16 protein-coding genes, 1 pseudogene and 1 riboswitch are annotated in these 12,902 nt (G+C 39.9%); of the genes and pseudogenes, 4 read left to right on the forward strand and 13 right to left on the reverse strand.

What is annotated here, in order from left to right; genetic code table 11:
• Position 1 precedes the first annotated feature (1 nt).
• Both ACIROD_RS08970 and ACIROD_RS08975 read right to left on the reverse strand, forming a co-directional pair.
• Positions 2 to 232, reverse strand: coding sequence for a DUF3953 domain-containing protein (locus tag ACIROD_RS08970; RefSeq protein WP_402939739.1), 231 nt, complete (start codon positions 230 to 232; stop codon positions 2 to 4).
• A gap of 171 nt (positions 233 to 403) precedes the next feature.
• Positions 404 to 637 (reverse strand): DUF2798 domain-containing protein, encoded by a 234-nt coding sequence (locus ACIROD_RS08975; RefSeq protein WP_402939742.1) that lies wholly within the window; start codon positions 635 to 637, stop codon positions 404 to 406.
• Between the two features lie 654 nt (positions 638 to 1,291).
• On the opposite strand from ACIROD_RS08975, the gene ACIROD_RS08980 reads away from it, so the two are divergent.
• A complete protein-coding gene (locus ACIROD_RS08980) occupies positions 1,292 to 2,695 on the forward strand; it encodes an NCS1 family transporter (protein WP_402939744.1) in 1,404 nt (467 codons plus the stop codon).
• Between the two features lie 57 nt (positions 2,696 to 2,752).
• On the opposite strand, the gene ACIROD_RS08985 is transcribed toward ACIROD_RS08980, so the two are convergent.
• On the reverse strand, positions 2,753 to 3,202 hold the full coding sequence (locus ACIROD_RS08985) for an NUDIX hydrolase (protein WP_402939747.1): 450 nt from the start codon (positions 3,200 to 3,202) through the stop codon (positions 2,753 to 2,755).
• Between the two features lie 293 nt (positions 3,203 to 3,495).
• Between ACIROD_RS08985 and ACIROD_RS08990 the strand changes: the two genes are divergently transcribed.
• Positions 3,496 to 4,077 carry an LOG family protein gene (locus tag ACIROD_RS08990; protein ID WP_063594709.1) on the forward strand — a complete coding sequence of 194 codons (582 nt, stop codon included), beginning with the start codon at positions 3,496 to 3,498 and terminating at the stop codon, positions 4,075 to 4,077.
• Positions 4,078 to 4,183: 106 nt separating this feature from the next.
• Here ACIROD_RS08990 and ACIROD_RS08995 read toward each other — a convergent pair whose 3' ends face one another.
• The 3 genes from ACIROD_RS08995 to ACIROD_RS09005 form a co-directional block, all read right to left on the reverse strand.
• On the reverse strand, positions 4,184 to 4,597 hold the full coding sequence (locus ACIROD_RS08995) for an NUDIX hydrolase (protein WP_402939750.1): 414 nt from the start codon (positions 4,595 to 4,597) through the stop codon (positions 4,184 to 4,186).
• Positions 4,561 to 4,986: a 3-hydroxyacyl-ACP dehydratase FabZ gene (gene fabZ, locus ACIROD_RS09000; protein ID WP_402939753.1), complete on the reverse strand. Its 426-nt coding sequence runs from the start codon at positions 4,984 to 4,986 to the stop codon at positions 4,561 to 4,563. Before fabZ ends, ACIROD_RS08995 begins: the two co-directional genes overlap by 37 nt.
• Positions 4,987 to 5,096: 110 nt before the next feature.
• Complete coding sequence (locus ACIROD_RS09005; protein ID WP_402939755.1) at positions 5,097 to 5,711, reverse strand: undecaprenyl-diphosphatase; 615 nt, start codon at positions 5,709 to 5,711, stop codon at positions 5,097 to 5,099.
• 238 nt (positions 5,712 to 5,949) lie between these two features.
• Between ACIROD_RS09005 and ACIROD_RS09010 the strand changes: the two are divergent.
• Together ACIROD_RS09010 and ACIROD_RS09015 are read left to right on the forward strand one after the other, a co-directional pair.
• Positions 5,950 to 6,291: pseudogene (locus tag ACIROD_RS09010) on the forward strand (SRPBCC family protein); the annotation flags it as partial.
• 131 nt (positions 6,292 to 6,422) lie between these two features.
• The gene (locus ACIROD_RS09015; protein WP_402939758.1) at positions 6,423 to 7,016 is read left to right on the forward strand and encodes a dienelactone hydrolase family protein; all 594 of its coding nucleotides are present in this window, start codon (positions 6,423 to 6,425) and stop codon (positions 7,014 to 7,016) included.
• Between the two features lie 15 nt (positions 7,017 to 7,031).
• Here the strand turns inward: ACIROD_RS09015 and ACIROD_RS09020 are convergent, their stop codons facing one another.
• From ACIROD_RS09020 to ACIROD_RS09050, 7 genes are all read right to left on the reverse strand, one after another.
• Positions 7,032 to 7,226: a Fur-regulated basic protein FbpA gene (locus ACIROD_RS09020; RefSeq protein WP_101223327.1), complete on the reverse strand. Its 195-nt coding sequence runs from the start codon at positions 7,224 to 7,226 to the stop codon at positions 7,032 to 7,034.
• Between the two features lie 25 nt (positions 7,227 to 7,251).
• On the reverse strand, positions 7,252 to 7,458 hold the full coding sequence (locus tag ACIROD_RS09025) for a Fur-regulated basic protein FbpA (RefSeq protein WP_076372309.1): 207 nt from the start codon (positions 7,456 to 7,458) through the stop codon (positions 7,252 to 7,254).
• A gap of 194 nt (positions 7,459 to 7,652) precedes the next feature.
• Positions 7,653 to 8,855 (reverse strand): M20 family metallopeptidase, encoded by a 1,203-nt coding sequence (locus ACIROD_RS09030; RefSeq protein WP_402939762.1) that lies wholly within the window; start codon positions 8,853 to 8,855, stop codon positions 7,653 to 7,655.
• A gap of 87 nt (positions 8,856 to 8,942) precedes the next feature.
• Positions 8,943 to 9,815, reverse strand: coding sequence for a MetQ/NlpA family ABC transporter substrate-binding protein (locus ACIROD_RS09035; RefSeq protein ID WP_101223329.1), 873 nt, complete (start codon positions 9,813 to 9,815; stop codon positions 8,943 to 8,945).
• A 21-nt stretch (positions 9,816 to 9,836) separates the two neighbouring features.
• Entirely contained in the window at positions 9,837 to 10,487 is a 651-nt protein-coding gene (locus tag ACIROD_RS09040) for a methionine ABC transporter permease (RefSeq protein ID WP_053537357.1), read from the reverse strand.
• Between the two features lie 13 nt (positions 10,488 to 10,500).
• Positions 10,501 to 11,523: a methionine ABC transporter ATP-binding protein gene (locus ACIROD_RS09045; RefSeq protein WP_230178080.1), complete on the reverse strand. Its 1,023-nt coding sequence runs from the start codon at positions 11,521 to 11,523 to the stop codon at positions 10,501 to 10,503.
• Between the two features lie 257 nt (positions 11,524 to 11,780).
• A riboswitch (SAM riboswitch) is annotated at positions 11,781 to 11,892 on the reverse strand.
• 139 nt (positions 11,893 to 12,031) lie between these two features.
• Entirely contained in the window at positions 12,032 to 12,499 is a 468-nt protein-coding gene (locus tag ACIROD_RS09050; protein WP_402939767.1) for a GNAT family N-acetyltransferase, read from the reverse strand.
• Positions 12,500 to 12,902 lie beyond the last annotated feature (403 nt).

The following is a 12,902-nucleotide window of genomic DNA, read 5'->3' on the forward strand; positions in this document are numbered from 1 at the left end:
TTTAGTTCATTAAGAAACCCAGCATGGATACAAAGAAAAGAAATAATGAGACAACACCGTACCTCAAAAAACCTCCTTTTCTATCTTTTTGAGGCTCCTCTAATCCTGTAATTAACATCATTACCGCGAGAAACAACATAGAATATGGCATCAACTCAACACTTCCAGTAATTAGCTGATATGCATATAAAGCAACTACAATTATTGCTAAGATGATTTTAACTATTTTCAAGAAATTATTTCCCCTTAAGTACAATTTTTTATTTAATCATACCATTTGACAGCTTTTCATTGTATGAAAAATGGAAATTTCTTCATTAATTACCCCGCTTTTCTGCACGAAAAAGCCGACTGGTTTTTAATAAAACCAGTCGGCTATATGGGCTTTTAATTTATTTGAATGTTACGCATTTACTGCTTTACGGGCCTGACTCCCATGTAATTTTTTCATTGCAAGCCTTGCTATCGGCTGTGCGATCAGTACTTCAACCCAAAATGCGATGAAAAAGTTACGTGGCCACTCATAAAAGAACGTCTGAATCGGCTCCATACTAATTTCTCTCATGCCAATCCAAGATCCGATAACCGTCAGTAAAATGGACAGGATGGTTACGCTGAATAATATCGTGAATAACACTCTTGCATTAAAACCGTCCGTAGGTTCAATAAACTTTGTACGAGTTTATTAACCAGAGGATTTACAACAAGTGTTACTAATAAGATGACACAAATCCATACAAATGGAATTACTCGTAAGGTTTCAAAATACACTTCTTTACTGAATCCAAATTTAAATCCCATAATAAGTGGTGCAATAATGTTGACCGAAAGTATTGATATAATCGCTAAAAATAATAAAAAGTCTTTTCCATTTCGCGGTAATCTTGTTTCATCGTGCATATGATCATCCCCATTAAAAATATTTCAGATGGCAGACGTATCGTGAGACATATATTTTTGGTCAATAAAAAAGACCAATATCTCTACACACTGATATAACAATTTTATCACTTCTATTCAATGAATTTCAATGCTTAATCTTACCTATGCTGCGTCGTTTTCCCCGAAAAGGGCTGCCGCAGCAACCTTACTTACTGCAAACAAATCACGATACAGCAGGACAAGAGTTCATTTGATCTTCAATTAGTTAAAAAGCACAAAATAATATCTGAAATTTCACACTTCTTCTAATGATTCCTAAATGCGAAACCTGTATACTTTTCTCATGTTAGTTTTTATCACATCAATAGTCATATCATATAACACACTATGAATAGGAGTTGAGTGTAAATTGTCTACATATCTAGAAAGCCATGCTTTAGAAGAGGCGGAGTTCCACCATGCTGCGGATTTGGATGAATCTCTGAAGCCGAGATCAAAAGAAGATAGGACGGTTGGCCCGATATCCTATACGTTCATGTGGATCGGGGACGGCGTCAATTTAGGGAATATGACACTTGGGGCAAGCTTGGTCGTAGCGGGAACCGCTACGTTGAATATTCTTCAGACATTTACCGCAGCTGCCATTGCCATCGCTATCATTTCCGTGATTTTCGCTTTAAATGATAGGATTGGATACAGGACCGGTATCCCCTATGTTGTTCAGCTCAGAATGTCCTTCGGGATGAAAGGCTCCATCATATCATCACTTTTGCGTGGTATTCCGGCCATAATCTGGTACGGTTTTCAAAGTTGGATCGGCGGTACTGCCTTAAACGAAATCGTAAAGATCATTACGGGTGGCGCTTTTGATAATACGGTCATTTGCTTTGTCGCGATTCAATTGGTGCAAATTGTACTTTCGCTATATGGCTTCCATGCCATCAAATGGGTGGAAATGCTTGCATCCATTGTTATCATGCTGGCGCTAGTCTATGTATTTGGTATTCTTGTTACATCACATAGCGAGGTCATCGCGGAAAAATGGGTACATGCTGAAGGCTCTTGGGGCTTGCCGTTCTTTGCTTTCATCATGATGTTTTTAGGAAACTACGCGGCTATCTTTTTAAGCGCAGGGGACTATTCAAGAGAGCTTAAGTCTGGCATCAGTGATGCAAAACGAGGATTTTTGTATTTTTCGCCCATTTTACTAGCATACGGCTTCGTACTGACAATCGGTGTAATGCTCGCTTCCGCTACCGGCATTTCCAATCCAGTTAAGGCGTTTGCCATTGTGGTGGATAATCCTTATATCACAGTAGGCGTTTCAGCATTTATCGTCATAGGTGCAATTGCGGTAAATATGGTTGCCAATATTATTCCGCCAACATATGTGATTACTTTGCTTACAAAGTTGAAATATAAGGTTGCCGTTATCATAACCGGAGTTCTTGCCTTTTGCTCATTCCCTTGGGTGCTTGTACAGGATTCTTCGGCGAAGGGCCTTGGTTTATTCATTCTGATTTATTCCGCTTTTTTAGGTCCAATCGTTTCGATTTTATTAGTCGAATACTATATATTAAGAAAGCAAAAAATGAATGTTGCCGATTTGTACAGAGAAGACGGGCCATTTGCAGGATATAATCCATGCGCACTGCTCGCCATGCTTATCGGTGCCGGCGCTGCCTTTATAAAAGTCGAGCTTGCCTGGATCATCGGCGTTATTGTGGCAGGCATCGCCTATATTATTCTGATGAAGTTCGCCTTTAAGGACTCAAGATTCAAAAAGGGGACGATATTCGAGAATGAGTTTTAACTTATTGAAGGGGATACTGCTCAAAATGGCAGTATCCCTTTTTAAGTAAGGTTGATTTCAGGAATTATACATTTGACCATTTTTGTAAGTGAATGTATAGTCTCCTTCTTTTTTCATTAATACCGGCAAGTACTGTGCGACCATCTCAGCAATTCCGAGATTAAGTGGATGAAGTATCCAATCAATGGATTTCCAATCAAGAATGCCTTCCCGCGTTTTTTTCGGTGTTTCATATATTAAATCCTCATCCGCCATATACAAATATACATATATTCCATCCACTTCACCTTCTGGAGTCTCCCAGGTTACCGTTCCTTTAGAAAAAAAAGGCTCCACCTCTATCCCAGTTTCCTCAAATACCTCACGCTGTGCACCTATATCAGGCGTTTCACCTTTCTCGATTTTGCCTCCCACCCCGTTCCAAACACCCATAATTGGAGCTTTCTCCCGGTTAAGCATGAGAAGTTCATTATTCTTCTTTACAAAACAGACTGTATACTTAAACATTTATTAAGAACCCCTTTATCGTTAGTTCGTGCTGTTTACATGTGAGTTTGAGCATATACACGTGAGTTTGAGCGATATACACGTGAGTTTGCGCTGTTTAATCATGAATTTCACTGTTTTACTCGTGAATTTGCGCTATTTACTCGTGAGTTCGAGCTATTTACTTGTGAGTTTCACTGGTTTACTCGTGAGTTTGCGCTATTTACTCGTGAGTTAGATAATTCAAGTTTAACAAATCCCCTTGAATTTTGTATGATAAGAAAGGAAGATTACTAAATGGGAGATGTGATATTTTGAAAAGTCTAGCTGTATTTTGTGGATCGAGCAAAGGTGCATCTGCTGTCTATGTAGAAGAGGCTAAAAAACTGGGTGCGGAATTGGCAAAACGTAAGATTACCCTTGTCTATGGGGGCTCAAGTGTAGGGATCATGGGTGCAGTTGCAGATTCCGTTTTGGAAGCAGGCGGAAATGTAATTGGCGTAATGCCAGATTTTCTAGAAAAAAAGGAAATAGCACATAAGAATTTAACCGAACTGATCGTCGTGGAATCCATGCATGAAAGAAAAGCAAAAATGGCTGAGCTTGCAGATGGGTTCATGGCCTTGCCAGGCGGGCCAGGAACATTGGAAGAATTCTTTGAGATTTTCACTTGGGCTCAGCTTGGTCTTCATCAAAAACCTTGCGGACTCTTAAATATCAATCACTATTATGATCCTTTGGTCGCTTTATTCAACCACATGTCCGACGAACAGTTCCTGCATGAAAAATTCCGTTCCATGGCGCTGGTAGATGTTGAACCAAATGGACTTCTCGACCAATTCATTACATATGAACCGCCAACCGTAAAAACTTTCATTACCGAGAAACAAACCTGATCATTAAAAAACAGCCGGCCAAGATCAATAATGATCTTGGCCGGCTGTGATAAACTGCAGATTAGTTAAATATCCGGTTTAAATAATCTCCATGCCCTTTGATAAGTTACACTTCATGTTCGGATGAAATCCAGAAGAAATGAAATGTCAGCACCGCTTCATCTCCTCCACCCGTCGGCTGATGGTCCCATTCATCAGGAACATTCGATACACTTATTTGATAAAAATATCTATTATGTATGGCACCATCGACGTTCTCCCAAAAATCTTCTGTTATTAATTTCTCCACATGAAAATTTTCCAGACCTGTTTCTTCTTCCATTTCCCTAATCACTGCTTGGTAAGCATCTTCTTGGGGCTTCACTGTTCCCTTGGGTATCTGTATACCGGCTTCCTTAATGGGATGTTGAAAAACCAATACCTGTGTTTCCCCATTATTGATTCTTGTCACATACCCGTAAGCTTTTTTTATCGGTATCACCATCAATCTCCAAAAGCAAAAATGAGCTCTGTCTCGCATACAGTTTCCCCCTCGACAGTAGCCCTTCCTGTTCCTTTACCGATAGGACCTTTCAAGCGAATAATCTCCACTTCTAAACGTAATTGGTCCCCTGGTTTTACTTGCCTTTTAAAACGGCATCCATCGATTCCGGCCAAAAGCCCGATCCGCCCTTTATTTTCTTCTTTTGTAAGCATGACAACAGCACTTACCTGTGCTAATGCCTCCACGATCAACACACCTGGCATCACTGGGTAATCGGGAAAGTGACCAGAAAAAAACTCTTCATTTGCCGTGACGTTTTTAATGGCCACCGCCCTCTTTCCTTCTTCCAGTTCCAAAACTCTATCAACTAAAAGAAATGGATAGCGATGCCTGATAATGTCTTTGATTTCTTGGATATCAATCAATATTAAGTCCCCCATTGCGATGGATTGCTTTCACTTTATTTTACCATCAGCATCACCATTTGGATATTTTTGTATTATAAAAAAGGCTACCTGAGCAACCCTGTTTTCGCTTACAAATCCTTTGATTTTTTTTCCTTCGATTTAGTTAATGGGGACAGAACCATTTCTTCATACCTCTCATATCCCCCTAATAGTTTATGAATCACGCTTATTTTAGGAACAACAAGGTAAACCGCCAATCCTGAAATGGTGCTCAGTATTGCTCCTGCCAGCACATCCGCCGGAAAGTGGACACCTACCCAAATACGGGAAATGCCAACAAGGAAAGCCAGCATGATCCATAACAACCACCATCCTCTTTTGAAAAGCCAAAAAGATACACAAAACGAGAAAAACAAGATGGTATGGTCGCTTGGAAATGAATTATCCACTGCTTTTTCAATTAACTGATTAACATTGGCCAATTCGGCAAATGGCTGATTATTATGATGTAATCTCCCTGCCATTTTCCCCATCACTTCAGCTATTACAAACGTAATCATCCCACAAACAACCATCATCCTACTCTGTTCATTTCGAGTGAACCATATTACGATGACTGCCAAAGCTAATAAAAATACCATGTACTCGGCAATGAAAATGGCAGAAGGGTTTAAATAATCGTACTGTTTCCCTAAGTCATTGATCATTCTGAATACATTGGTATTCAACTCAAAAAAGTCCATTTCATACCCAACCTTCCTCTTTTTCTTACATATTAAAGAGAAAGGAAATATATCGCCATCGTTCTTCCTAACAGTTTAAGCTGCCGTCTTACAATATTGTCACCCGGTTAAAGAAGCTTGGTGGGGTCTTGTATATTTCCTGAACTTTCTATATAATCCAAGAAAAATACGGAGGTTAGTCAAATGAATAATGATAGGAACTCTGTTCTAATTTCATGAAAACCAAGATACGGTTTGGAATGCGATCACGAATGATGAAATCATTTCAAAATGGTATGCCCCGGGTTCAAAATGGAATATTCCTAAGCTCCAGGTTGGAGAGAAGGCAATCTTCGTATTAATGCCTAGTGCACATAACAATCTTAAAGAGAATGAAAGCATCCCAATGAGCTTTACAATCCAAGAGATAATCCCTTGCGAAAGGTTTTCTTATTCTTCGGATTCGGATAAACTCGTTTTCACTTTTGAAATATTCCCAGAATCCGAAGGCACTAGAGTATCCATTAACATGAACGGATATGAACTTAGTTTGGCTAACTTAAAAGCATGTTTAGAAGGAAAAGAACTTCCCTATACCTAATCATTCATTTGAAAGAGAACCTAGTTCATTTCCATGTTTATTAAAAAACGGTGCTATCCCCCTTCGTATATAGCGTCTGAAGGGAGACGGCTGTATTTATAATAGAAGAAATTCGCATAAGGAGGTAAAAAATGCTGCACATACAGAAAAAGTCCGATACTGTCGTCATTGTCATTCACGAAATATATGGACTGAATCAACATATGCAGGGTTATTGTGAGTTATTATCAAAACAAGGTTTTGATGTGATCTGTCCGGATTTGTTAGACCGCGAGATGCCATTTGATTATTCCCAAGAGGATGCTGCTTATCGACATTTCATGGAGAACGTAGGTTTCACGGGTGCTTCATATAAGATAAAGGATATAGTATCGGATATAAAAGATGAATACCAAAAGATTTTCATTCTTGGATTCAGTGCAGGGGCAACTGTAGCTTGGCTGTGCAGTGAGGAAGAGTGTGTCGATGGAATTGTTGGATACTACGGTTCGCGTATTAGGAATTATGCAGAATTGGCGCCACGATGCCCCGCACTGCTATTTTTCCCACTAGAAGAGCCATCATTTAATGTGGACGAGTTAATTTCAGTTTTAGAAAGAACGAATGTCGAGGTTCATAAATTCAACGGAGAACACGGATTCAGTGATCCTTACAATTCAAAATATCATGCAGAATCAGCCCAGGCTGCCGTTAGCAAAATGATGAAATTTTTCATGCAACATTGAGGTTACACATTCAACCTAATGCCGTTTTGTATTGATCCATTGTATCGAACCCGCATCACTATGGGGATGACATTCATTTTGAACCTTTTTATATTCTGTTTCCAATTCTTTTAAGGTTAACTTCATAAGCTGTTCCACAGTCTTATTTACAGTATGGATCATAAGTTTAAAGATTAATTCCTTCCGCCTTTCTTCCACACTCTTCCTCATTTCACCCTCTCCTTTTATTCTGATATTATATGAAATGTATCCTTAGACAGGGGGAATGATCGTCGGATTCCTTCTCTTCGATTTTGCTTATTTTAATATATTCATTCTCTAAATCGGTTAAGGTTAATTCAAAAAGATGGATGTCATTCTTTTTATAAATTCCCTTGTTAATCAACTTGTTTATCAGGAAGTTTCTTTTTTTCTCAATGGCTTTACGTAATAATATCCCCATGCTAAATCCTCCTTTTGATAATCTTTCGACTTGCCCATTCACAAAAAAAAACCGAAGACACCTCTTTACATGAAAGAAAAGTCTCCGGTTTTCCGGTCAATTAACCTATAATCCTTATTAAATTACTTGGTATTATTGTTTTTATAATACTAACTCTGTGATCCGCAGTCAACAATTTTTTTCGTGCATCTTATTTATTTTTGCTTCGCTTCATGAAATGCTGCTTTCACTTTATCCAACAGGTCTTTATCCGTAATCAGTTTATAACCTGTAAGTGCAAGCGCTTTTGCTCCGGTCAGGATGGCTTTGTCTCCAGCAGGAGATTTGGCACAGTCGCGGAATTCATTCGTATGGGCAATCAGCTCATCATGGCCAATTTTTATATAAGGATGTGCTGTCGGCACTACATGGCTTACATTACCTGCATCCGTCGAGCCAAAGCCACTCTCTTTTCGAGGACCCACTGCTTCCCCTAATTGAGAGAGCTCTTCGTTTAACAGTTCATCCAGAACTGGATTAATGACAAAATCGAGTACTTCATTTTGGAAACGTTCAACTTTAACCGTACTTCCTGTGGCAAGTGCTGCCCCTTCGGCAACAGCACGTATTTTATTGGATACCTCTTGGCAAAGTTTCCATGTTGTTGCTCTAATGTAAAATCTGGCTGAAGCATATTCGGGAATGATGTTAGGAGCTTCCCCGCCATTGGTGATGATTCCGTGAATTTTGACCTCGGCCGGGAGCTGCTGACGCAAAGCATTAATGCCATTGAACAGCTGAATCACCGCGTCAAGTGCATTCACGCCTTCTTCAGGTGCAGCTGCTGCATGTGCTGACTTCCCGTAAAAATGAAAATCTAGGGGGTCGACTGCCAGAAATGGACTTGTGACACGCGTTTGCCCGCCAGGATGGATAAGGATTGCCGCATCAACCCCATCAAATAGACCGTGCTTCACAAAGCTGCCTTTTGCGCTTCCATTCGGCCCGCCCTCTTCTGCCGGTGTTCCGAAAACAATCACCTCTCCGCCCGTTTCCTCCAGCACTTGAGCCAAGGAAATGCCCGCTGCAACACTCGTTGTGCCGATGATATTATGGCCGCAAGCATGGCCTAAACCCGGCAATGCATCATACTCGGCTAAAAAGGCAATTGTGGGACCATTCTTTGAAGAGGTTTTTTTGGCGATGAACCCTGTTTCATGCCCGGCAATATTGCGGGTTACTTCAAATCCTTCATTTCGAAGTATTCCGGTTAATGTATCCGAAGCGAAAAACTCTTGATTCCCAATTTCGGGTTTAGCATGAATGGCTTGACTCGTTTCGATATATAATTTGGAATTAAAGTCGATGTGATCTTCAATGATCTGCTGATGCTGCTTCTGCACTAATTCTCTCGCCATATTCTTATCTCCCCTTTTTGGTTTAAGGAACCGGATAGGCATCTTGAATCCATCCGGCATTCCTTCACTCGTTTTGAATCTGAATCATTATTTTTCATTAGCTGGTTTTGTCCAAGCATCCTGGTAATTCACTAATTCATCTACAGAAACATATGCAGGAATGGTGTTTCCTTTAAACGTTTTTTCAATGAACGCTTCCACTTTTTTCGATTGATAAAGCTCCACTAATTTTTGCAGCTCAGGACGATCGGCATTACCCTTTTTAACTGCAATGATATTAATATATGGTTTCGCCGTTTTACTCTCATGGAATAAAGAATCTTTTAAAGTAAGGCCTGCTTCGACGGCAAAGTTATTATTGATGGCTGAAGCATCGGCATCATCCAATAGACGCGGTGTATTGCCGGCAGCAACAGGTTGGATTTTCAAGTTTTTCGGATTTTCCTTAATGATTTCCAATGATCCCGATCCATTGAATTCCTCTTTCAATGTAATCAATCCAGCTTCCTGAAGAAGAAGCAGTGCACGGCCAAAGTTCGTTGCTTCATTCGGAACGGCAATCGTAGCGCCATCCGGAAGATCCTTGAGATCTTTATGTTTTTTCGAATAAAGGCCCATAGGAGCAATGACAGTCGACCCGATGGCCTCTAATTTCAGATTTTGGTCTTGAACGAATTCATCGAAGTATGCGACCGTTTGGAATGAATTGGCATCAATTTCACCTTCACTTAAAGCAAGGTTCGGTTGGATATAATCATTGAAAGTGACCAGTTCAATATTAAGCCCTTCCTCTTTCGCTATGTCGACAATGTATTCCCATGTTCTTGTATCCCCGCTGCTGACACCGACTTTTACTGTTTTCACATCATCCGAACCGCCTGATGCACCTTCTTCTTTCCCGCATGCTGCAGACAAGATGGCCAATGCCAATACTATGATCGTTAATAAGATTTTCTTCATTTCTCCTACCTCCTGTTATTTTTATCTTCTTCTGATTTTTCTTGAAACAAAATTCCCGGTGGATTGCAGTAATTGAACGATGATCACGAGCGCCGCCACTGTGACGATCATCGTCATCGTATCAAACCTTTGATAACCGTAAGCCAAAGCTAAATCTCCGACCCCGCCTGCACCGACGGCACCTGCCATGGCCGTAGATCCAACAAGCCCGATTGTCGCTGTTGTAAATGTAAGGATCAACGAACTAAGTCCCTCAGGAATCAAAAAACGATAAATGATTTGCCATGTCGTCGCCCCCATCGCCTGAGCTGCCTCGATGATCCCTTTGTCCACTTCCAACAGGGAGTTCTCCACAAGCCGGGCGATATAAGGAGCCGCGTAAAAGATTAGCGGAACAATGGCCGCATTCGTTCCGATCGCACTGCCTACAATCATTCTGGTAAACGGAATAAGTGCTACTAGCAAGATGATGAAAGGAACCGACCGCAATATATTGATGATCGGGTTCAATACATTAAAGACCCATTTATTCTCCAGGATATGGCCCTTTCTTGTAATGACAAGCAGGATACCAAGCGGAAGACCAATCAATCCGGAAAATACCAATGAGATGGCTACCATATAAAGTGTGTCACCGAAAGCTGTCGACAGCTGATCTGCCGTTATTTCCATTCCCCAAAGCGTATTACCCATTTATCTGCACCTCCTGGACGAGAATCCCCTCATCTTTAATATACTGATAAGCCTTGTCCACCTCATTTTTATTCCCGGTCACTTCGATGATCAAATTCCCGAAAGGCGTTTCCTGAATTTCAGAAATATTGGCTGATAAAACACTTAAATGAACATCATATTTCTTCGAGATGGTTGAAAGCAAAGGAGTACCCGAAGTAGTCCCAATAAAATTAATTTTCCAAATAATCGGGATATGGGACCCTATGCTTTTTAGGAAACTTTGTGGAATTTCGTCATGTATGACCGTTCTCACGAAGTTTTTTGCAATATCCGTTTGCGGCTTCGCAAAAACTTCGAAAACCGAACCTTGTTCAACGACGCATCCGCCCTCCATGACCGCTACCTTATTGCAAATTTCCCGAATGACAGACATCTCATGAGTGATTAGCAGAATGGTAATATTGTATTCTTTATTGATTTTCTTTAAGAGCTGCAGAACAGCACTCGTTGTTTGCGGATCCAATGCCGAGGTAGCTTCATCACACAATAAGATCGATGGATTGGTAGCCAATGCTCTCGCAATGCCGATCCGCTGCTTTTGACCGCCGGATAATTGTTCCGGATAACTCTTTGCTTTGCTCGATAAGCCAACGAACTCCAACAGCTCGCCTACCCGCTTTTTGATTTCTTTACCAGGGGTTCCCGATAAAATCAGCGGCATGGCGATATTATCAAAAACGGTCTTTGAGTTTAGCAAATTGAAATGCTGAAAGATCATCCCGATTTTTTTCTTTTCTGCCCGCAATTCCTTCGCGCTCAATTTGGTTAAATCCTTGCCCCCAACAATCACCGAACCATCTGAAGGATGTTCAAGCAAATTGACCAACCTGATCAACGTACTCTTCCCGGCCCCGCTATAACCGACTACACCGAATATATCCCCCTTTTCCACTGTCAAATTAATGCCCTTCAAAGCCTCGACAGTCTGTTTCTTTGTTTGATATACCTTTTTAACATTTTGAAACTCAATCATCCAATCTCCCCCCATGTTGTTTATTTGTACGAATTCATTATCCAGAGAGAAGAGCTTTGCAACAACTTCATAATGATAGGGTTAAATTCGAAACTCACGAGTAAATCTGCGAAACTCATGAGTAATTGCACCAAATTTCCTAATAACCATATACATTTTGAATAAACAAAAGAGGCCTCTTCCGTCATCAGACAGAAGAGGCCTCTTTAGACATAAAAAAGAGTAAACTCTTAAATTAATTATCTAAGAAAAGCTCCTTCTTATCTTTCAAACTTTCGTCCGTTGGAATTAGCACAGTATTTTTACAAAAGTAAAAACCCGCTGCCGAGGTATCATAGGGCCAAGTCCCTCCACATCTCTTGATAAGAATTAACGTTATATTTAATTATGTCCTTCACTATATATTCTAATTTCTCTAAAGTCAACCCTATTTTTCATCGGTTAAAATATTTTCACAGTATAGTGATTGACGCTTTTTAATTATATTAATATAGTTAAATTTTATATTCTATAATGATTTGCCCATTCTCCATACTGGGTATATTTCATTTTCTTCCCTTATCTTCATCATGCCTGAATTCTTATATAAGCGAATCGCCCTTTGATTATCCGGAGAAACCCTTAAATGATATTCGGATACATTAAATCGCCCGAAAAAGTTTTCTGCATAGCGAACCAATTCCTTGCCAAGGCCTTTACTGCGGTATCCGGGAATAAGATAAAATAAATCTACATAGCCGATCTCAGTTCCTTCATACGCCCGAATTCGAAGTTCCATTTGCCCAATCGGTACTTGGTCCTTTTCAATGATCACCTGTCCCCCCGGGAATTTGCGGACCCTTTCTTCCATTCGTTGCAGATATGTATTTTCATCTCCAAAACCTGCCTCAGATCCAAAACTTACAACAAAGGAATCTTTCCTGAATTTAACGATAATATCTTTATCTTTGTCCGTATCAATGGTACGAAAGATCAACTTCATCCTCTCCTGTCATTTTAGTGAAATAGTTTTCAAGCAAAAAAAACACATTTCACTTACGGTCTTCATGATATTTCATTATTTACTTTTTCAAGCGTCTTATTTCATTTTCTCTGAAAGGATTTTTCCTTAATCCCTATAGGAATGGCCATAATATTAAATTAAAAACAAATGCAATATTGTTTGGTGAGTTCTAGTAATGGGGATTGGATTGGCACAAACAAATCTATTTAATTTTCGAGTCTAACTTTGCAGGGTAACCCTAAGTGAATGAATGTTCGAGAGGAATTTGTTTATTAAGCTCTAACTCAACTTTTTCCCAAGCATCCTTTTTCCCTTTCATTTACATTCCAATTATAATAGGTAAGTGGAATACATTTACATGATTATCCATTATAAA

The organism is Peribacillus sp. NPDC101481, assembly GCF_044767165.1.
GTDB lineage: Bacteria > Bacillota > Bacilli > Bacillales > DSM-1321 > Peribacillus.